Source organism: Vermiculatibacterium agrestimuris (assembly GCF_943193085.1).
Taxonomy (GTDB): domain Bacteria; phylum Bacillota; class Clostridia; order Oscillospirales; family Oscillospiraceae; genus Vermiculatibacterium; species Vermiculatibacterium agrestimuris.
Map to the genome: position 1 here is coordinate 18,709 of NZ_CALPCU010000017.1, position 18,530 is coordinate 37,238.

An 18,530-nucleotide genomic window follows, 5' to 3' on the forward strand; every position below is an offset into this window, starting at 1 on the left:
CTGCCGGTACCGGCAGGGGCGGTTTTTGCTGAAAAACAGGGGACGTTTAGAAGGCTACCCGCTTGGCGATGTAGTCCCTCAGCTCGCCCACGGGGATGCGCACCTGCTCCATGCTGTCCCGCTCCCGGACGGTGACGCAGTTGTCCGCCTCCTCGGTGTCGCTTCCCACGGTCTGGAAGTCCACGGTGACGCAGAAGGGGGTGCCGATCTCGTCCTGGCGGCGGTAGCGCTTGCCGATGCTTCCGGCGTCGTCAAAGTCCACCATAAAGTCCCTGCACAGCTCGTCGTAGATCTTCCGGGCAGGCTCGGAGAGCTTTTTGCTCAGGGGCAGGATGGCGCACTTGAAGGGGGCCAGGAAGGGGTGGAGGCGCAGCACGGTGCGCACGTCGTTCTTCTCCGCGTCCACCACCTCCTCGTCATAGGCCTCGCACAGGAAGGCCAACGCCACCCGGTCGCAGCCCAGAGAGGGCTCGATGACGTAGGGGACAAAGTGCTCGTTTTTCTCCTGGTCGTAGTAGGTGAGATCCTTGCCGCTGGCCTCCTGATGCCGGCCCAGGTCGTAGTCGGTTCGGTCGGCGATGCCCCACAGCTCCCCCCAGTCGGTGAAGGGGAAGGCGTACTCGATGTCGGTGGTGGCACGGGAGTAGAAGGCCAGCTCCGCCGGCTCGTGATCCCGCAGGCGCAGGTGCTCCTCCTTGATGCCCAGGGAGAGCAGCCACTTGTAGCAGAAGTCCTTCCAGTAGGCGAACCACTCCAGGTCGGTGCCCGGGGCGCAGAAGAACTCGCACTCCATCTGCTCGAACTCCCGGGTGCGGAAGGTGAAGTTGCCCGGGGTGATCTCGTTGCGGAAGGCCTTGCCCACCTGGCACACGCCGAAGGGCAGCTTCTTCCGGGTGGTGCGCTGGATGTTGTTGAAGTTGAGGAAGATGCCCTGGGCGGTCTCGGGCCGGAGATAGACGGTGGAGGAGGAGTCCTCGGTGACGCCGATCTGGGTCTTGAACATCAGGTTGAACTTCCGGATGGGGGTGAAGTCGTGCTTGCCGCACATGGGGCACAGCACATCGTCATGCCCGGCAATGAACTCGTCCATCTGGTCAAAGTCCATGGCGTCGGTATTGACCTCGGGGTGGGCGTCGCCGATGAGCTTGTCGGCCCGGTGCCGGGCCTTGCAGCTCTTGCAGTCCAGCAGGGGGTCGGAGAAGCCCGCCACGTGGCCGGTGGTGACCCAGGTCTGGGGGTTCATGAGGATGGCGGCGTCCAGGCCCACGTTGTAGGGGCTCTCCTGGACAAACTTCTTCAGCCACGCCTTTTTTACATTGTTTTTGAACTCCACGCCCAGAGGGCCGTAGTCCCAGGAATTGGCCAGACCGCCGTAGATCTCGCTGCCGGGATAGACAAAGCCCCGGCCCTTGCAGAGATTGACGATCATCTCCATGGTCTTGTCGCTGTGATTCATGGGAAAACACTCCTTATTTGTGTTGCGGTTCGGTGGGTAAACATTACCACCTTTTGCCCTCTGCGTCAAGGTTTTCTTGGCACATAGAGGTTTGAATTTCTCCCGGGAATGGACTATAATGCACGGGAAAGAAAAAGGGAGGGAACTGTCATGACCGAGGATAAGACCAATGTGATGCGGCTGTTAGACCAGAAAAAGATCCCCTATACGCCTCATCAGTACGATGTATCCGACGGCGCGCTGGACGGCGTGACGGCGGCCGCGCGGCTGGGGGTGGCCCCGGAAAGCTGCTTCAAGACCCTGGTGACGGTGGGGGCTTCCAAGCGCAACCATGTTTTCGTGGTGCCGGTGGAAAAGGAGCTGGACTTGAAGGCCGCCGCCCGTGCGGTGGGGGAGAAGTCCGTCGAGATGCTCAAGCAGGCCCAGCTGCTGCCCCTGACGGGCTATGTCCATGGGGGCTGCTCCCCCATCGGCATGAAAAAGCGGTTTAACACCGTCATCGACGCCTCGGCCCAAAGCCTGACCGGGATGACAGTCTCCGCCGGGCGGGTGGGCCGGCAGGTGACCCTGTCTCCTCAGGCTCTGGCGGAATTTGTAGGGGCGCTTTTCGCCCCGGTGAGCAAGTGAATGGGACGCTGTGTGAGCCCGCCGAAAAAGCTCCGCCGGAACTTTTTTGGCAGGCTCATATTGTTTCTGCTGTTTGAATTTGATATAATAAAAGATAATTTGCAATTCGGAGGGCGGGACGCCCATGAGGTATCGACAATGGAATGAGCCCCCCGCGCCGGGGGGAGACGAGGGAGCTCTGCACCGGGCGGGGATCCCGGCGCTGTGCGCCAAAGTCCTTGCCGCCCGGGGCCTCGGTGATCCCGGGGAGGCGAGACGGTTCCTCTATGAGGAGGAGCCCCTGTGCGATCCGCTGCTCATGAAGGATATGGACAAGGCGGTGTCGCGGCTGCGGCAGGCCATAGAGACGGGGGAGACTGTGGCGGTCTATGGCGACTACGACGTGGACGGCATCACCGCCACCTGCCTGCTCACCGGGTTCCTCCGCGGCGAGGGGGGAACGGTCATCCCCTATATCCCCAACCGGCTGGAGGAGGGCTATGGCCTGAACCGGGGGGCGATGGAGCAGCTGGCCGGGGAGGGCGTGAAGCTGGTGGTCACTGTGGACTGCGGCATCACCGCCGTGGAGGAGACCGAATACGCCAAGACCCTGGGCCTGGACGTGATCGTCACCGACCACCACGAGTGCAAGGACGCGCTGCCCGACGCGGTGGCGGTGGTGGATCCCCACCGGCCGGACTGCCCCTATCCCTTCCCCCATCTGGCGGGCGTTGGGGTGGCCCTGAAGGTGTGCATGGCCCTGGCCGGGAAGGCCAGGGAGGAGGAGCTTCTGGCCCGGTGTGCCGATCTGGCCGCCCTGGGCACTGTGGCCGACGTGATGCGCCTGACGGGGGAAAACCGCACCATTGTCCGCCGGGGCCTTTCCGCCCTGCCCAACACGCCCCGGCCCGGCCTTCAGGCCCTTCTGCGGGAGGCGGGGGCCGAGGGCAAGGCCCTCAGCTCCATTTCGGTGGGCTATACCCTGGCCCCCCGGATCAACGCCGCCGGGCGCATGGGCTGCTCCCAGGTGGCCCTGGAGCTGCTGCTCACCGAAGATAAAGAGCGGGGCGGGGAGCTGGCCAGAGAGCTGTGCGAGCTCAACCGCCGCCGCCAGGAGCTGGAGGGGAAGATCTTTTCCCAGTGCGACCTGCTGGTGGACGCCCTTCCGGCGGGGGAGCGGGACGCGCTGGTGCTCTCCGGGGACGACTGGCACCAGGGGGTGGTGGGCATCGTGGCCTCCCGCCTGACGGAGAAGTACGCCGTGCCCGCCTTTATGATCTGCCTCAGCGAGGGCCGGGGCAAGGGCTCCTGCCGCTCTTACGGGGAGATGAACCTCTTCGCCCTGCTGGAGGGCTGCGCCGACCTGCTGGAGACCTACGGAGGTCACGAGCTGGCCGCGGGCTTCACCATTTTGGAGGAAAATATCCCCGCCTTTCGCACCCGGGTCAACGAGCTGACCCGCCAGGCCCGGCGGGAGGAGCCGGTCACCGCACTGACGGTGGACTGCGTCCTCCCCGACGCCTCCTTCCTCACCCAGGAGGAGGTGGAGGGGCTCTCCCTGCTGGAGCCTTACGGCCCCGGAAACCCCAAGCCGGTGTTCCGTCTGGATCGGTGCTGCCTGGCGGGACTGACCCAGGTGGGAAATGGGAAACATATGAAGCTGAAGCTGGCGGTGGGACAGGAGCGGCTGGACGCCATCTTTTTCTCCGCCACAGCGGAGGGCGCCGGCATCGACCGCACCGACCGGGTGGACGTGTGCTTCTATCCTCAGATCAATGAGTACCGGGGCTGGCGCAGCGTCCAGCTCCAGGTCTGCGACCTGCGCCCCGCCCGGACGAGGGCCCAGGCGGAGGAGGAGCTGTTCCGCCGGCTCATGGCCGGGGAACCGCTGACGGCCGGGGAGGCGGCGGCCCTGCTGCCCACCCGGCAGGAGTTTGCCAACCTGTGGCGGTACCTCCGCTCCCGGCAGGGAGAGGGCGCCATTGAGGAGACCGCCCAGCGGCTGGCCCGGAACGTGGCCCGCTCCTGCGGCGTGCGGGAGACCTTTATGCGCACCGAGGTGTGCCTTGCGGTGTTCCACGACCGGGGACTCATCCAGGTGGAACGCGCCACCGACCACCTGCGCATCCGCATCCGGGAGGATGGGGGAAAGGTGGATCTGGAGAGCGCGGAGCTGATGCGCCTGCTGCGCCGCATGGCGGGGGAGTAAGAGAGGAGGGGATCGGGTATGGATCCCATTTTGGAACGGTATCAAGCGCTGGAGGACAAGGTGCGGGCCTACAACCCCACCGTGGACGTCCGCCGGCTTTTCGACGCGTTTTCCTTTGCCGACAGCGCCCACTCCGGCCAGCTGCGCAAAAGCGGGGAGCCCTATATCATCCACCCCCTGGCGGTGGCCGAGATCGTGGCCGAGCTGGAGCTGGACACTGACTCCATTATCGCCGCCCTCCTCCACGACGTCATTGAGGACACAAACGCCACCCACGAGGACATCGCCAAGCGGTTTGGCGAGCCGGTGGCCCTTCTGGTGGAAGGGGTCACCAAGCTGACCAAGATGCAGTACACCTCCAAGGAAGAGGAGCAGATGGAGAACCTGCGCAAGATGTTCATGGCCATGGCCAAGGACATCCGGGTCATCCTCATCAAGATCTGCGACCGGCTCCACAACATGCGCACCATGGAGTACCAGTCGGCCAAAAAGCAGCGGGAGAAGGCCCTGGAGACCATGGAGATCTACGCCCCCATCGCCCACCGCCTGGGTATGCAGCGCATCAAGTGGGAGCTGGAGGACACATCCTTAAAGTACCTCGACCCCATCGGATACAAGGAGATCGCCGACGAGCTCTCCGCCCGCTCCTCCGTCCACGAGGAGTTTATGGGCAGCATCCAGAAGAAGATCGAGGGCCGCATGGCCGAGGAGAACATCCACTGCCAGGTCTACGGCCGGGTCAAGCATATCTACTCCATCTACCGCAAGATGTACACCCAGCAGAAGACCCTGGACGAGATCTTCGACCTCTACGCCTTCCGGGTCATCGTCTCCGACGTGCCCACCTGCTACTACGTGCTGGGCTGTATCCACGATATGTTCAACCCCGTGCTGGGCCGGTTCAAGGACTATATCTCCACCCCCAAGCCCAACGGCTACCAGTCCCTCCACACCACCGTCATCGGCCGGGAGGGCATCCCCTTCGAGGTGCAGATCCGCACCGAGGAGATGCACAACACCGCCGAGTACGGCATCGCCGCCCACTGGAAATACAAGCAGGGCATGGCCAACGACCAGCTGGGCACCGAGGAGGCCTTCGAGTGGGTGCGCAAGCTGCTGGAGTCACAGCAGGACGCCGACCCGGACGAGTTCGTGCGCACCCTGAAGGTGGACATGTTCGCCGACGAGGTCTTCGTCTTCACCCCTCAGGGGGACGTGAAGAGCCTCCCCGCCGGGGCCACCCCCATCGACTTTGCCTACTCCATCCACTCCGCTGTGGGCAACCGCATGACGGGGGCCAAGGTCAACGGCCGCATCGTGCCCTTTGAAACGGAGCTGAAGTCCGGCGACATCGTGGAGGTCATCACCTCCAAGACCGCCCACGGCCCCAGCCGGGACTGGCTGAAGCTGTGCAAGTCCAACGAGGCCCGGAACAAAATAAGGCAGTGGTTCAAGAAGGAACGCCGGGAGGAGAACATCGCCACCGGCCGGGCCCTGTTCGAGTCGGAACTGAAGCACCAGGGGGTCTCCCTGGCCGACGTTACCGAGGAGGCCAACCTGCCCATTCTGCTCAAGAAGGTGCGCTTCAACTCCCTGGACGAGCTCTATAACGCCATCGGCTACGGCGGCGCCTCCGCGGTGAAGGCGGTGGCCCGCATCCGGGACGAGCTGGTTCGCCAGGACAAGGCCCTGGCCGACAAGCTCTCGGCGGAAAAGCTGGTGGCCACCACGGGGGACGAGGTCATCATGCCCGCCTCCGCCGCACAGACTGCCGGCGGCAGGGAGAAGGCCCGCCACTCCCAGTCCGGCATCATTGTGGAGGGCCTGGACAACTGCCTGGTGAAGTTCGCCAAGTGCTGCACCCCCGTACCCGGGGATCCGGTGATGGGCTTTATCACCCGGGGCTTCGGGGTGTCTGTCCACCGCGCCGACTGTCCCAACGCCCGGGTGGAGACCCGCAAGCCGGAGGAGGCGGGCCGCTGGGTAAAGGTGGAGTGGGTGGAGGGCGACCTGCCCGGCTACTCCACCGCCCTGGAGATCTCCGCCAAGGACCGGGACGGCCTGACCCTGGACGTGGCCATGGCGCTGTCGGCGGCGAAGGTAAAGGTGAAGAGCCTCTCCGCCAGGGCCATGTCGGACGGCTACGCCGTCATTTCCGTGGTGGCGGAGGTGGGGGACAGAAACGAGCTGATGAACATTATCAATAAACTCTCCCAAATTCAAAGCGTCTACCAGGTCAAGCGCACCGTTGGTTAAACAAAATGCCCCTTGCGGGCCTATCTTCCACTTTTGGAGGCTTACCAATGAAGGATCAGTCCTTTGTCCCCCTGCTGCTGGGGGCGGATATCAACGTCTATTCCATGGCCCGGGCCTTCCATGAGGCCTATGGGGTCAGAACCGTGGCCTACGGCATGTACCCCTCCGGCCCCTGCTACGGAAGCGCCATCATCGACTACCGGGTCAGCGATAAAAACGACAGGCCCGAGAAGGTGCTGGAAAACGCAAGCCATGTCTCGGCCCAGTTCCCGGATAAGACCATCCTCCTTCTGGGCTGCGGGGACAATTACCTCACCGCCATCGCCGACAACCTGGGCAAATACCCCCCCAACGTGGTGGCCCCCTATGTCCCCCTGGAGCAGATGGAGGGCCTGATCCACAAGGAGCGGTTCTACGCCCTGTGCGAGCAGTACGGCATCGACCACCCCGCCACCTTTGTCTACAAAAAGGAGATGGGCCACGATTTCGACCTGCCCTTCCCCGGCCCCTTCGTGGTGAAGCCCGCCGAGTCCGCCACCTACTGGGACCACCCCTTCGACACCCAAAAAAAGGCCTACGTCCTCCAGACAAGGGAGGAGGTAGACCGGGTAATCGACGATATTTACGGCCACGGCTATGAAGATTCCCTCATCATTCAGGACTTCATCCCCGGCGGGGACGAGAATATGCGGGTGCTCACCTGCTATTCCGGCGCCGACGGCAAGGTGCGCCTCATGTGCCTGGGCCATGTCCTCTTGGAGGAGCACACCCGACACGGCATCGGCAACCACGCCGTTATTATCACCGAGCCGGGGGGAGAGCTCTACGACACCTTCCGCCGCTTTTTGGAGGGGGAGCATTTCGTGGGCTTTTCCAACTTCGACATCAAATTCGACCCCCGGGACGGGAAGTTCAAGGCCTTTGAGATCAACTGCCGCCAGGGCCGGAGCAACTACTATGTCACCGGGGCGGGCTATAACCTGGCAAAGTTCCTGGTGGAGGATCGGGTGGAGCACAAAAGCCAGCCTGAGCCGGTGCTGACCCAGAACCGCCACCTGTGGATGGCCATTCCCAAAAAGGTGGCCTACGACTATATCCCCAAGCGGTTCCATGAGGAGATGAAGGCTCTGGAGCGGGCGGGGGCCTACGTCAACCCCCTCTGGTACGCCGCCGACGGCGCACTCATTCACAAGCTGCGGCTCTACCGGATCCAGCGCCGGCAGTTCGGCTGGTACGCTTCCAGCATGGAAAAGCCGAAGGACTGAGAGGAATAGTATGGAAAAAGGGAAATTAGGGGTCATCGGCGGCATGGGCCCTCAGGCGGGGCTGCTGTTCTATCAGCGGGTCGTCGACTGTACTGCCGCCCACAGCGACCAGGAGCACCTGCCCACCCTCCTGCTCAGCGATACGGAGATGCCCGACCGCACCGCCGCCCTCCTCTCCGGCCAGGTGGGGCCGGTGCGGGCCAAGCTCCTGGAGGACGCCAGGCGCCTGGAGGACTGGGGGGCCACCGCCATTGCCATCACCTGCAATACCGCCCATGCCTTTCTCCCCTTTTTTGAAAAGGAGCTGAAAGTCCCGGCGGTGAATATGATCGCCGAGACCGCCGAAGCTCTGAAAGCCATGGGGGCCAGGCGGGTGGGGATCATGGCCACCGACGGCACCATCAAAATGGGCCTGTACCACGCGGCTCTGGCCCAGCAGGGCATTGAGGCGGTCTCTCCCTCCCCCCAGGCCCAGAAGCTGGTCATGGGCCTGATTTACGACGAGATCAAAAGGGGCCTCCCCGGCAGCGAGGAGAGCTTCAACGCCGTGACGGCGGAGTTGAAGGCCGCGGGCTGCGACCATGTGGTACTGGCCTGTACGGAGCTGTCCGCCTACAAGGACTGGCACCCGGTGGATGAGATGTGCGTGGACGCCATGGACGTGCTGGCCCGGCGGTGCGTGGAGGCGTGCGGCTATCCGCTGAAAAATCCCTGAGATCCCCTTGTGGAGGTATTTCTTTATGACAGATCAAAGTAAGATCCGCAACTTTTCCATCATCGCCCATATCGACCACGGAAAGTCTACCCTGTCCGACCGGCTCATTGAGCTGTGCGGAGCGGTGGAGCAGCGGGAGATGGAATCCCAGCTTTTGGACAACATGGATCTGGAGCGGGAGCGGGGCATCACCATCAAGGCCCGGGCGGTGCGCCTTTCCTACAAGGCCCTGGACGGGGAGACCTATGCCCTCAACCTTATCGACACCCCGGGCCATGTGGACTTTAACTACGAGGTCTCCCGCTCCCTGGCCGCCTGCGAGGGAGCCATATTGGTGGTGGACGCCGCCCAGGGCATTGAGGCCCAGACCCTGGCCAACACCTACCTTGCCATGGAGCACGACCTGGAGATCCGCCCGGTGGTGAACAAGATCGACCTGCCCGCCGCCGACCCCAAGCGGGTCAAGCAGGAGATCGAGGACGTGATCGCCCTCCCCGCCCAGGACGCGCCGGAAATTTCCGCCAAAATGGGCGTCAACATCCAGGCGGTGCTGGAGGATGTGGTGAAAAACATCCCCGCCCCCACGGGGGATCCCAAGGCTCCGCTGAAGGCCCTGGTCTTCGACAGCCAGTACGACGCCTACCGGGGGGTCATCGTCTACTTCCGGGTGGTGGAGGGCACCCTCCGTCCGGGCATGAAGATCCGGATGATGGCCTCGGGGGCGGAGTATGAGGTCATCGAGTGCGGCCACCTGCTGCCCCTGGGCATGGAGAGCTGCAGGGAGCTGATCGCCGGGGAGGTGGGGTATCTCACCGCCTCCATTAAAAACGTAAAGGATACCCGGGTGGGCGACACCATTACCGAGGCCCAGCGCCCGGCGGCCCAGGCACTTCCCGGCTACCGCCCTGCCCAGGCCATGGTCTACTGCGGCATCTACACCGAGGACGGCTCCAAGTTCCCCGACCTGCGGGACGCGCTGGAAAAGCTGCAGCTCAACGACGCGTCCCTGTCCTTTGAGCCGGAGTCTTCCGCCGCCCTGGGCTTCGGGTTCCGGTGCGGGTTTTTGGGCATGCTCCACATGGAGATCATTCAGGAGCGGCTGGAGCGGGAGTTTGACCTGGATCTCATCACCACCCTGCCCAGCGTCATCTACCGCATCACCAAGACCGACGGCAGTGTGGTCATGGTGGACAACCCCCACAACTATCCGGAGACCGGCTCCATCCAGCTGGCGGAAGAGCCCTACGCCAAGGTCTCCATCATTGCCCCGCCCGACTATGTGGGCAACATCATGCCCCTGTGTCAGGACAGGCGTGGGGAGTTCAAGGACATGCAGTACCTGGACACCAACCTGGTGGAGATCCACTACCAGATGCCCCTGGGGGAGATCATCTACGACTTTTTCGACACTCTGAAGGCCCGAACCAAGGGTTATGCCTCCTTAGACTATGAGCTTTCCGAGTACCGGCCCAGCGAGCTTGTAAAGGTGGATCTGCTCCTCAACGGCGACCAGGTGGACGCGCTCTCCTTCATTGCTCACCGGGACAAGGCCTATCCCCGGGCCCGGAAGCTGTGCGAGAAGCTGAAGGAAAACATTCCCCGCCAACTTTTCGAGGTGCCCATCCAGGCCGCCATCGGCGGCAAGGTCATCGCCCGGGAGACCTTGAAGGCCATGCGCAAGGACGTGCTGGCCAAGTGCTACGGCGGCGACATCACCCGGAAGAAGAAGCTGCTGGAAAAGCAAAAAGAGGGCAAAAAGAAGATGCGTTCCCTGGGAACAGTACAGATTCCCACCGAGGCATTCATGGCAGTGCTCAAGCTGGACGAGGAGAACTGAACGCAGACAAGAGCGCCCGCTCCCAAAAGGGAGCGGGCGCTCTTGTCTATTTTTCGCGTAGTTTTACTGCGCGTCCATCTCCTGGACGGCGGTCTTGAACTGCTCTACGGCCTCGTCGGCGTTCTCGGCGATGAGGAACAGGAACCACTCGCCCCCGATCACAAACTTGGCGTTCTCCACCTTGGGCAGGTTGTGGGAGAGATACCACTCAAAGGTGGCCTCCTGCTGCTTGCGGTAAGCCTCAAAGCTCTCCTCCAAATCCTTCTCCTTGCCCTCGGCAAACTTGCCCATCACCAGGGTGTCGGGGCTGGTCATCATGGGCAGGAAAGCCACGCCCTCGGTGACGAACTCGGCCTTGAAGCCGGTGCTCTCGCCGTAGAACTCCTCCAGCTCGGCGGGGGAGGACTTCATGCCCATGCCGATCCCGGCGACCTCCATCAGCTCATAGGCCAGCTTCACAATAGGCGTGCCGTTGGGGGTGCTGATCTCATAGCTCTCCGCCTCTTCGGTGGAGTTGTCCACCACGGCATAACCCTCCAGGCCCTCGAAAATGGAGACAGGCAGGTAGGTGACCCCGCTGCGCAGCACGGCGGAGACGCCTTCCACGACCTCGTCGTTCACCTTGACGGACAGGTCGTCGAACAGGACGGTGATCTCTGCCTCGCCCAGGCTGAACCAGCTCTGGTTTTCCTCCTCGCTCCAGTAGCAGCTGCCGTGGTCGGCCTGGACGATGGCCCGCATGGGCACGTATCCCGCGGGGACGGCGTCCAGCTCGCTGATCTTCCAGGTGACGCTCTGGCTGCCCCAGCCGGGCACATCCCGGTCGAAGTCAAAGGACTCCAGGGCGGCGCCGTTAATGGAGATGAGGGTGCCATAGCCGCCGTTGGGGGCGGGTACCTCCACCTGGGGCATACCTGCCGTGGGGGTGGGGGCGATGAGCAGAGGCTCGTCCTCAGCCAGGGCCGCGGGGGCCAGGGAGGCGGCCATGACCAGGGCCAGGCCGGCAGAGGTGATACGCTTCAAATTCATGTAAAAAACTCCTTTTTGCATGTTGATGTAGGCCCGAATAACGGGCAGACGAGCTTTGGACGGCGGGAAACCAAAAAAGTTCCCGAAAAAAGAAAAAATTTTTGGAAAAATCTCACTTTTTCCGCTTGGGGAATTTCTCCATCCAATAGTGGTCGTTCTCCTCCAGCACCGGTTCTCCGCCCACATAGGTATAGCCCAGCTTGGCGTAGAAGGGGTGGGCGGTGATGGAGGCGGAGACCACCACCCAGCGGGCGGTGAGGAAGGCGCTGTCGCCCTCCAGAACGGCCATTATTTCCCGGCCGATGCCCATGCCCTCCACATCGGGCCGGACGTAGACCGAACGGATCTCCATGGCGCCCCGCATCTCCTCCGAGGGGGCCACTGCCCCGCAGGCGGCCAGCTCGCCGTCCAGGTAGGCCACGTAAAAGTGGCATCCCGGAGACTCCACGAAGGCGGCCAGCTCCCTGTCGTCGTACCGCTTTACATACTCCTGCAGATAGGCCTCGTCGTAGTCCTTGATGTTGACCTCCAGCATCACCTGGCGGATCAGCTCCACCACCTGGGGGTATTCCTCTTTGCGAATGGGGCGGATATCCAATTTACTCATTTCTGTTTCCCTCCTGTTCCGGACGCCGCCGCCGGAACCGGTCATACCACACCCGGTTGCAGCAGCTGCCTAAAATAAGAATGTTGCCGCACAAATAAAGCCACACCAGCAGGATCACCACCGAGGCCAACGACCCGTATACCAGGGAGTACCGGGAAGAAAGGCCGATGAAGTAGGAAAAAATGACCGACGCCAGAACCAGGGCGGCGGAGGCGAGCAGCGCCCCCCGGAAGATGGGGGCCCGGGGCCGCCCCTTCAGGGCGGTGGCCCGGTAGAGCAGCAGCACGAACACCAGTACCAGACAGAACAGGATCAAAAACCGCATCCACTGCCAGTCCCAGGGCAGGCGTACCTCGGAGAGCCGGGGCACCCGGTGGATCAGCTCCTCCAGCAGATGGAAAAACCAGTTGCCTGTCAGCACCACCACCAGGGACAGGTAGATGGTCAGCAGGAACAGCACGGAAAAGGCCACGCTGGCCACGATCTGCCACAGCCCGGTATAGCTTCTGCGCTCGTAGATGTCGTCCATTACATCCATCAGGGAGCGCATGGCCGCCGAGGCGGAGAACAGGGTCATGATAATGCCGCCGGTGAGCAGGGCCCGGGACTGGTTTACCGTGATGTAGCGGACATACTCGGTGAGCACCGACAGGGCTGCCTCCGGAATGATGACCGCCGCCTTTTCCAGAAGGGAGGCCACGTCCAAGTCCAGGGTGCCGATAATGGCGTTGATACAGATCAGGGCGGGGAAAAAGGAGAGGATGAGAAAGTAGGCCAGCTCCGCCGCCGAGCGGGAGACTTTTTTGTCAAAGTACAGACCCACCACGTCCAGGCCGAAGCCCAGGAACCTTCTCGCCATATCTCATCCCCCTTTCAGCCGCTTGGCGCGGAAATCCTTTGCCGCCCCTTTGGGGCAAACAAAAAACCGCCTGCTCAGCGCAGGCGGTTCCATGAGTGACCCGGATCAAGCCAGCTTGTTGAGCTTCAGGGTCATGCCGCTTTTCTTGTGCGCGGCGCTGTTCTTATGCAGGATCCCGTGCCCGACGGCCTTATCCACCGCCTTGACAGCGACCTTGTAAGCGCCCTCGGCCTCGCTGCGGTTGCCTCCCGCCACCGCGGCCTCGAACTTCTTGATGTCGGTCTTCAGCGCGGAACGCGCGGCCTTGTTCTGCAGGGCCTTTGCCTTGTTCACCAGAACACGCTTCTTGGCAGACTTAATGTTCGGCAAACCAAACACCTCCTCCGATGACGATTTCGGGACATAATTCACCCGTTGCGAGTTTCTATTGTAGCAGAACCGGCAAGGAATTGCAAGAATTATTTTCAAATTTCCGGGCTTTTTTGGATAGCGCGGCCTTTTTCGCAAAAAATAGTGCCGGCGAAAATTTTGCGGCACCATATCTTGGGCCGCTCGATCATGACGGGAGGGAATATCATGTCCATGATACGCACCGATCTGGCCCTGGAGGCCAGGGATCTGGCGGGCACGCCGCCTGGCGTGGAGAGCGAGGAGACCGTCCGGGAGGGCTGGCCCCTGACCACCGTCCGGGTCACTTCGGCCCAGGGGGCTAAGGCCATTGGAAAGCCGGAGGGCACATACCACACCCTGGATCTGGCCGCCCTGGCCAAACGGGAGGAGAACGCCTTCCCCCGGGCGGTAGAGGCCCTTCGGAGCATCCTGGCCCCCCTCCTGCCCTCGGACGGGGCCCCGGTGCTGGTGGTGGGCCTGGGCAACCGGGCCATCACCCCCGACGCGGTGGGCCCCCGGGCCGCCGACCGGGTTCTGGTGACCCGCCATCTGGTGGAGCTGGCGCCCAGCCAGTTTGGGACGTTTCGCCCCGTGGCCGCCCTGGCGGCGGGGGTGCTGGGCAGCACCGGCATGGAGAGCGCCGAGCTGGTGCGGGCGGTATCCGACAAGCTGGCGCTCGCCGCTGTCATCGCCATCGACGCCCTGGCCGCCCGAAAGGTGGAGCGGCTGTGTGCCACGGTGCAGGTCTGCGACACCGGCATTTCTCCAGGCTCCGGGGTGGGCAACCACCGTTTTTCCCTGGACGCCGAGAGCCTGGGAGTCCCCGTTCTGGCGGTGGGAGTGCCCACCGTGGTGGACGGGGCCACCCTCTGCGCCGACCTTTTGGAGGAGGCGGGCAGCGGCATCGACCCCCGGACGATCCCCGGCTCCACGTTGATGGTGACCCCCCGGGACATTGACCAGCGGGTGGAGGATATGGCCAAGGTCATTGCCTACGGCGTGACCCTGGCCCTTCAGAGCGAGCTGACTCTGACCGACCTGGAGGCCCTTTTGGAGTGAGCTACCCCACGCTCTCCCGCACCAGGCCCAGGAATACCGCTCCGGCGGCCCGGGCGAAGGCCCGGGCGCCGGCCAGTGCCTCCTGGAGGGAGTTGCCGTGGCTGCCCACCTCCACCAGCAGAGAGCCGGGCAGCAGGTTTTGGTTGTAGGCCGACTGACGCAGGGTCATGGGCCGGGCCAGGGTGGGGTAGAGGGTGTCCAGCCCCTTTTGGAGCTTGGCGGCCAGAGCCAGGTTTTCCTGCCAGTGGGGGTGCTCAGTGCCCCCGGCGTCGCTGCCCACCACCAGCATCACCTGGGCGGTCTTCGCCCCGTCGATGGCGGTCACCGCCTTATATACCGTGCCGTCGCTGCCCACCAGGGCGTCCCGGTGGACGTCCAGCACCAGCTTTATGGTGGGATATTGCGCCAGATAGGCCTCCACCGCGGGGCCGGAGCGGGTGTAAGAGCCGTTGTACTGGGGATAGTCGTAGAGCTCCCGGTCGTGGAGGACGGACAGGCCCATCTCGGTGAACACCCGCTCCATCTCGTCCCCCACCCGAAGCATGTTGTACCGCTCGTCGGTGGTGCGGGTGTTGTTGTCGCTGGGGACGTAGGTGTCCTCCCCCTGGGGCGTATAGGCCTCGGTGGCGTGGGAGTGGATGATGAGGATCTGCGGCCCCGCCTCGGCAGGAGCTAGGGAGAAACACAGATCCGCCTGGGCCACAGCGGCCAGATCCACAGACAAGTCAGTGCGGTTATAGAGGTAGAGCCCCGCGCCGGTGACATATCCCTGGGTGGTGGTGGGGATCAGCGTCCGTTCCACCACGTCCCCCGGCTCACTGGCGGCGGGAGGCGGCTCCTCGGTCATGTCGTCGTGGTCGGGGGCGGGCTGGGCATTGGGAAGGGGAGCGCTCTCCAGGGGCTCCGGAGTTTCTGAGTGCTTGGGTGGGTTGGCCTCCAGCAGAGAGGACTGCCCCACCGCCAGCCGCTGCCAGAAAGGGAGGCTCTCCTGGCCCGCCGGCCCCAATTCCAGGCGCAGAGCGGCGGTGACGAAGTCCTCGTTTTGCCCCAGCGCCTCCAGACTGCGCTCCGCCGCCCCGGCCCCCACCCCCAAAAGCAGGAGCCAGAGCGCCAGAACGGCCATACATAAGGACAGTGACCGCCGCAGCAGCCGCCCCCAATGGATCCTTCTCATCGCTTGTCCCTCCCCGTGCCGGATAATGCAATTCACTTTATGCGGCGGCGGGGCGGGATATGCTTCAAGATATTTTGACGTCAAAGGCGGCCGGCTTACCGGGCCGGGTAAGATAGATCCGCTGCAGAGTGCGGGCCGATGTTATTCCTCTAATCCATAACATGTAAAAAAGTACCCGCCTCCAGATGGAGGCGGGTACTTTTTTGCAGAGGCGAAACTTACCGCTTCATGTATTGCCACAGCATCATGGCGCCCTCCGCCCGGGTGGCGGTGCGCCCGGCGGCGTAATCCAGGCCGTCGCCCCCGTGGACGATGCCCAGACCCTGGGCCAGAGCGGCATAGCCCAGCTCGGCGGCGGGGATGGCGTCGGCGTCGGCAAAGTCGCAGCGGAAGATGCCGGGCAGATTGGCCACCTGCCTGTAACCCAGGCTGTTCAGCAGCATCCGCACCGTCTCGCCCCGGGAGAGGACTTTGCCGTCCTCCCGCTCCTCCTTGGCAAGCAGGCCCCGGCGGATGGCGTAGGAATAGAGATCGTCCGCCGCCCCCTCGTCACTGAGATCCAGGGCGTAGCCGTCGGCGCTGGCCAGCAGGACGATGTAGTCCAGCTGGGTCAGCTGGGCGTCGGGCCGGGCCTGGCCGCCAAACCAGCCCACGTTGTACTCCGCCAGCTCGCTGAGGGCGGTCTGGGCCCAGTGGCCCGCAATGTCGTCGTAGGTCATGGCGGGGGCGGTAGAGTCATAGCTGGGCTTTACCAGCGCCCCGGTCTTGGCGTCCACGCCGAGGTACCAGGCGTCCTGGTCACCCAGGGCGTAGCCGGGCTTTAAGGTGTTGTAATAGCTGAAGCCGGCGTTGATGAGGGGCTTGGCCTCGGGGCCCATCAGATCCAGCTTCACCGGCACGGCGATGTAGCTCAGCTCCACCGGGTAGCTGGCACACCAGGCGGCCACGGCGTCAGCCTCGGAGATGAGACCCTGGGCGTCGTCAAAGACCACCTCGTTGTCAAAGCTCTTACTGAAGCCCATGATGGAGCCGTCCTCGGCGGAGACCCGGACAGTGATGGAGTTGGGGGCGAAGAAGTAGCCGTTGACCTTCTGGTCAAAGGTGAACCAGTGGGCCTGGGAGCAGGTCTCCACCTCGGTGGACTCGTAGAGCTCGGTCTTGGCGAACTGCTCGCCCCACAGCTGCGTCAGGAAGGCCTCGGCGTTTTTCCGGGCCGCCTGGAGGCCGACCTTCACGGCGGATTCATCGTAGGCGTTGTAGCCGCCCATGGACTCCAGCTCGCCGGTCTTGGCGTCCAGGGTCACGGTGCGGCGGGAGATGCTGTCCCCGGCCTTCTTTGCATAGGTCAGGGTGGCGGTGACCTTGGCGGCGGCCCCGGTCTCAGCCTCGGCGGCCTCCCCGGCGGCCCCGGCCACAGCCACGCCCTCCGTGATCGCGATGGGCATGGGATAAACGCCGCTGTCCTTCTGCTCCACCCGGTAGCTGGCGCCGGTCAGCTCAAAGCCGGTGAGGCCCAGCTGCGTCCAGACGCGGACTTTCCCGTCCAGCGTCTGCTGATCCAGAACCCCCTCCAGCTTGGCGATGCCCTCCAGCTCAGCCTGGCTCAGGCTGCTGTCGGCGGCGGCCTCCGGGGCGGTGGTGGTGAACGTGTTTTTGCTGGCACCGGTGCCGGCCTCGCCCGTGCGCAGCTGATCACGCAGCTCGGTGAGGTTCACCAGCTTGCCGGTGGCGGCGTCCACGTAAAAGTCGTCGGTGGAGTTGGGCAGCCAGCGCAGCACGGCCCTGTTCTCCTCCCCCTCGGCCCGGACGTATTCCAGCCGCAGGGACATGGTGTCCCTAAGCAGCGCGGCGGCCTTGTCGGCGGCGGTGGAGCTCTGGGCAGCGGGCAGCCCGCCCACATACTCGGACACATCGTCCCGCCGGAAGGAGGTCACAGCTCCGTCCGCCGTCCGCACCCGCAGATTGAAGCGCAGAGGGGAGGGCAGGCCGTTGAGGGTGATGCCGCCGTAAAAATAGTAGGCGGCGGCGTTGAGAGAGGCGCCGGATTCCTCCCCGTCAAAGACGGCGGCCTCCCCTTCGGTGAGCACCCGGGCCAGGAAGGCCTCAGCCTGGCTCCTGGCGTCGGCGTAGGTAAAGTCGGGGAAGGCGGGGCCCTGCTCCTCCCGGTCGGGCTGGACGGTCTCCCCCCACAGGTTCATGGACAGGACTTTGCCCTCGTCGGTGGCGGAGACGTTCAGGCTTTTGCCCTCGGCCTCCCAGCTCAGCGTCCACTGGGTGCCCAGCATGGTCTCGGTGGGCTCGCCGGAAAAGCTCTCATATTCATCCCCGATGTCCAAAGTGGCTTTTACCGCCTGGGTCACCTTGGTCAGCCGCACGTCGGCGGCGTCGGCGGCCAGAGCCGGGGCGGACAGGGAAAGCCCCAGCGCCGCCGCCAGAACAGCGGCAGTCAGTTTACGCAGTTTCATGGCTCGTTCCTCCCTTTTTGGGCCTTTTGCCCATCTGCTCCCTTTAGACGGAGCAAAGGCAAAAAAGTTTCCTGCTTTTTCAAAAAATTACGTCTTTTTTCCAGAAAAGTCTCTTGACAAACTCGAACAAACGTTGTATATTTGGAAAAGAACAAGCGTTCGATTGTTTCAAAAAATCACCAGGGGGATGAAAGTCCGATTTATGGGACTGCTTCCCCGTTATACTGGGGTCACTCAAACAGAGGAGGTACTCCAAATGGATACAGTCTACTATAATTTGAAGGCCCGGCGCATCAAGGTCTCCGGCGGTGAGGAGCTGGTCACCTTCGTCCCCGCTCCCGCCCCCAAGCCGGCCGGAGAGGTGCTGGACTTTGCCCGCTGCCGCCAGAAGCTGGAGCGGAAGACGGCCTGGAAGCGTCTGACCGAGGCCGCCGGGGAGGAGGAAACGGAGGCGCGCTGGGCGCCTGCCGCCGCCGATGTGGAGCGGGAGCCCGCCCCCCGGCCCGAGCGTGGAATGGAGCGGCTGGAGCTGGCGGCCACCCTGGCGGTGACGCTGGTGAGCCTTTCCGCGGCGCTGGCCTTTTTCAGCCTGGTCTGAGCCTC

Annotated in this window: 15 protein-coding genes; 8 read left to right on the top strand and 7 right to left on the bottom strand. The window is 63.6% G+C overall.

Features of this window, described 5'->3' with window-relative positions:
* Positions 1 to 46 precede the first annotated feature (46 nt).
* Positions 47 to 1,456: a glycine--tRNA ligase gene (locus NFR87_RS07240; RefSeq protein ID WP_251448434.1), complete on the bottom strand. Its 1,410-nt coding sequence runs from the start codon at positions 1,454 to 1,456 to the stop codon at positions 47 to 49.
* A 150-nt stretch (positions 1,457 to 1,606) separates the two neighbouring features.
* Here NFR87_RS07240 and ybaK point away from each other — a divergent pair, with 150 nt between their 5' ends.
* The 6 genes from ybaK (at position 1,607) to lepA (ending at position 10,344) form a co-directional block, all read left to right on the top strand.
* Positions 1,607 to 2,083 (top strand): Cys-tRNA(Pro) deacylase, encoded by a 477-nt coding sequence (gene ybaK / locus NFR87_RS07245; protein ID WP_251448436.1) that lies wholly within the window; start codon positions 1,607 to 1,609, stop codon positions 2,081 to 2,083.
* Between the two features lie 124 nt (positions 2,084 to 2,207).
* Complete coding sequence (gene recJ, locus NFR87_RS07250) at positions 2,208 to 4,271, top strand: single-stranded-DNA-specific exonuclease RecJ (RefSeq protein WP_251448438.1); 2,064 nt, start codon at positions 2,208 to 2,210, stop codon at positions 4,269 to 4,271.
* A gap of 18 nt (positions 4,272 to 4,289) precedes the next feature.
* Complete coding sequence (locus NFR87_RS07255) at positions 4,290 to 6,527, top strand: RelA/SpoT family protein (RefSeq protein ID WP_251448440.1); 2,238 nt, start codon at positions 4,290 to 4,292, stop codon at positions 6,525 to 6,527.
* A gap of 47 nt (positions 6,528 to 6,574) precedes the next feature.
* On the top strand, positions 6,575 to 7,792 hold the full coding sequence (locus tag NFR87_RS07260; protein WP_251448442.1) for a carboxylate--amine ligase: 1,218 nt from the start codon (positions 6,575 to 6,577) through the stop codon (positions 7,790 to 7,792).
* 10 nt (positions 7,793 to 7,802) lie between these two features.
* Positions 7,803 to 8,507 (top strand): cysteate racemase, encoded by a 705-nt coding sequence (gene cuyB, locus NFR87_RS07265; protein WP_251448444.1) that lies wholly within the window; start codon positions 7,803 to 7,805, stop codon positions 8,505 to 8,507.
* Between the two features lie 25 nt (positions 8,508 to 8,532).
* Positions 8,533 to 10,344, top strand: a complete 1,812-nt coding sequence (gene lepA / locus NFR87_RS07270; protein WP_251448447.1) for a translation elongation factor 4 — start codon at positions 8,533 to 8,535, stop codon at positions 10,342 to 10,344.
* A 63-nt stretch (positions 10,345 to 10,407) separates the two neighbouring features.
* Here lepA and NFR87_RS07275 read toward each other — a convergent pair whose 3' ends face one another.
* The 4 genes from NFR87_RS07275 to rpsT all read right to left on the bottom strand — a co-directional run bounded on the left by NFR87_RS07275 (position 10,408) and on the right by rpsT (position 13,208).
* Positions 10,408 to 11,373, bottom strand: a complete 966-nt coding sequence (locus tag NFR87_RS07275) for a stalk domain-containing protein (RefSeq protein ID WP_251448450.1) — start codon at positions 11,371 to 11,373, stop codon at positions 10,408 to 10,410.
* Between the two features lie 112 nt (positions 11,374 to 11,485).
* On the bottom strand, positions 11,486 to 11,980 hold the full coding sequence (locus tag NFR87_RS07280; protein ID WP_251448453.1) for a GNAT family N-acetyltransferase: 495 nt from the start codon (positions 11,978 to 11,980) through the stop codon (positions 11,486 to 11,488).
* Complete coding sequence (locus NFR87_RS07285) at positions 11,973 to 12,839, bottom strand: YihY/virulence factor BrkB family protein (RefSeq protein WP_251448456.1); 867 nt, start codon at positions 12,837 to 12,839, stop codon at positions 11,973 to 11,975. The genes NFR87_RS07280 and NFR87_RS07285 overlap by 8 nt, the downstream gene beginning before the upstream one ends.
* A 105-nt stretch (positions 12,840 to 12,944) precedes the next feature.
* Complete coding sequence (rpsT, locus tag NFR87_RS07290; protein ID WP_251448459.1) at positions 12,945 to 13,208, bottom strand: 30S ribosomal protein S20; 264 nt, start codon at positions 13,206 to 13,208, stop codon at positions 12,945 to 12,947.
* A 207-nt stretch (positions 13,209 to 13,415) separates the two neighbouring features.
* On the opposite strand from rpsT, the gene gpr reads away from it, so the two are divergent.
* A complete protein-coding gene (gene gpr, locus NFR87_RS07295) occupies positions 13,416 to 14,288 on the top strand; it encodes a GPR endopeptidase (protein ID WP_251448462.1) in 873 nt (290 codons plus the stop codon).
* Between the two features lies 1 nt (position 14,289).
* Here gpr and spoIIP read toward each other — a convergent pair whose 3' ends face one another.
* Together spoIIP and NFR87_RS07305 are read right to left on the bottom strand one after the other, a co-directional pair.
* Positions 14,290 to 15,462 carry a stage II sporulation protein P gene (gene spoIIP, locus NFR87_RS07300; protein ID WP_251448464.1) on the bottom strand — a complete coding sequence of 391 codons (1,173 nt, stop codon included), beginning with the start codon at positions 15,460 to 15,462 and terminating at the stop codon, positions 14,290 to 14,292.
* Between the two features lie 218 nt (positions 15,463 to 15,680).
* Positions 15,681 to 17,927, bottom strand: coding sequence for a YcdB/YcdC domain-containing protein (locus NFR87_RS07305; protein ID WP_251448466.1), 2,247 nt, complete (start codon positions 17,925 to 17,927; stop codon positions 15,681 to 15,683).
* A gap of 256 nt (positions 17,928 to 18,183) precedes the next feature.
* On the opposite strand from NFR87_RS07305, the gene NFR87_RS07310 reads away from it, so the two are divergent.
* Positions 18,184 to 18,525 carry a hypothetical protein gene (locus NFR87_RS07310; protein WP_251448468.1) on the top strand — a complete coding sequence of 114 codons (342 nt, stop codon included), beginning with the start codon at positions 18,184 to 18,186 and terminating at the stop codon, positions 18,523 to 18,525.
* Positions 18,526 to 18,530: the final 5 nt, after the last annotated feature.

Bases quoted from the DNA above. Each gene is read 5' to 3' on its own strand.
- NFR87_RS07280 (WP_251448453.1), bottom strand. From the start codon at position 11,980: ATGAGTAAATTGGATATCCGCCCCATTCGCAAAGAGGAATACCCCCAG.
- NFR87_RS07310 (WP_251448468.1), top strand. From the start codon at position 18,184: ATGGATACAGTCTACTATAATTTGAAGGCCCGGCGCATCAAGGTCTCC.
- gpr (WP_251448462.1), top strand. From the start codon at position 13,416: ATGTCCATGATACGCACCGATCTGGCCCTGGAGGCCAGGGATCTGGCG.
- NFR87_RS07255 (WP_251448440.1), top strand. From the start codon at position 4,290: ATGGATCCCATTTTGGAACGGTATCAAGCGCTGGAGGACAAGGTGCGG.
- NFR87_RS07275 (WP_251448450.1), bottom strand. From the start codon at position 11,373: ATGAATTTGAAGCGTATCACCTCTGCCGGCCTGGCCCTGGTCATGGCC.
- lepA (WP_251448447.1), top strand. From the start codon at position 8,533: ATGACAGATCAAAGTAAGATCCGCAACTTTTCCATCATCGCCCATATC.
- ybaK (WP_251448436.1), top strand. From the start codon at position 1,607: ATGACCGAGGATAAGACCAATGTGATGCGGCTGTTAGACCAGAAAAAG.
- cuyB (WP_251448444.1), top strand. From the start codon at position 7,803: ATGGAAAAAGGGAAATTAGGGGTCATCGGCGGCATGGGCCCTCAGGCG.
- recJ (WP_251448438.1), top strand. From the start codon at position 2,208: ATGAGGTATCGACAATGGAATGAGCCCCCCGCGCCGGGGGGAGACGAG.
- NFR87_RS07240 (WP_251448434.1), bottom strand. From the start codon at position 1,456: ATGAATCACAGCGACAAGACCATGGAGATGATCGTCAATCTCTGCAAG.
- NFR87_RS07285 (WP_251448456.1), bottom strand. From the start codon at position 12,839: ATGGCGAGAAGGTTCCTGGGCTTCGGCCTGGACGTGGTGGGTCTGTAC.
- NFR87_RS07260 (WP_251448442.1), top strand. From the start codon at position 6,575: ATGAAGGATCAGTCCTTTGTCCCCCTGCTGCTGGGGGCGGATATCAAC.
- spoIIP (WP_251448464.1), bottom strand. From the start codon at position 15,462: ATGAGAAGGATCCATTGGGGGCGGCTGCTGCGGCGGTCACTGTCCTTA.
- NFR87_RS07305 (WP_251448466.1), bottom strand. From the start codon at position 17,927: ATGAAACTGCGTAAACTGACTGCCGCTGTTCTGGCGGCGGCGCTGGGG.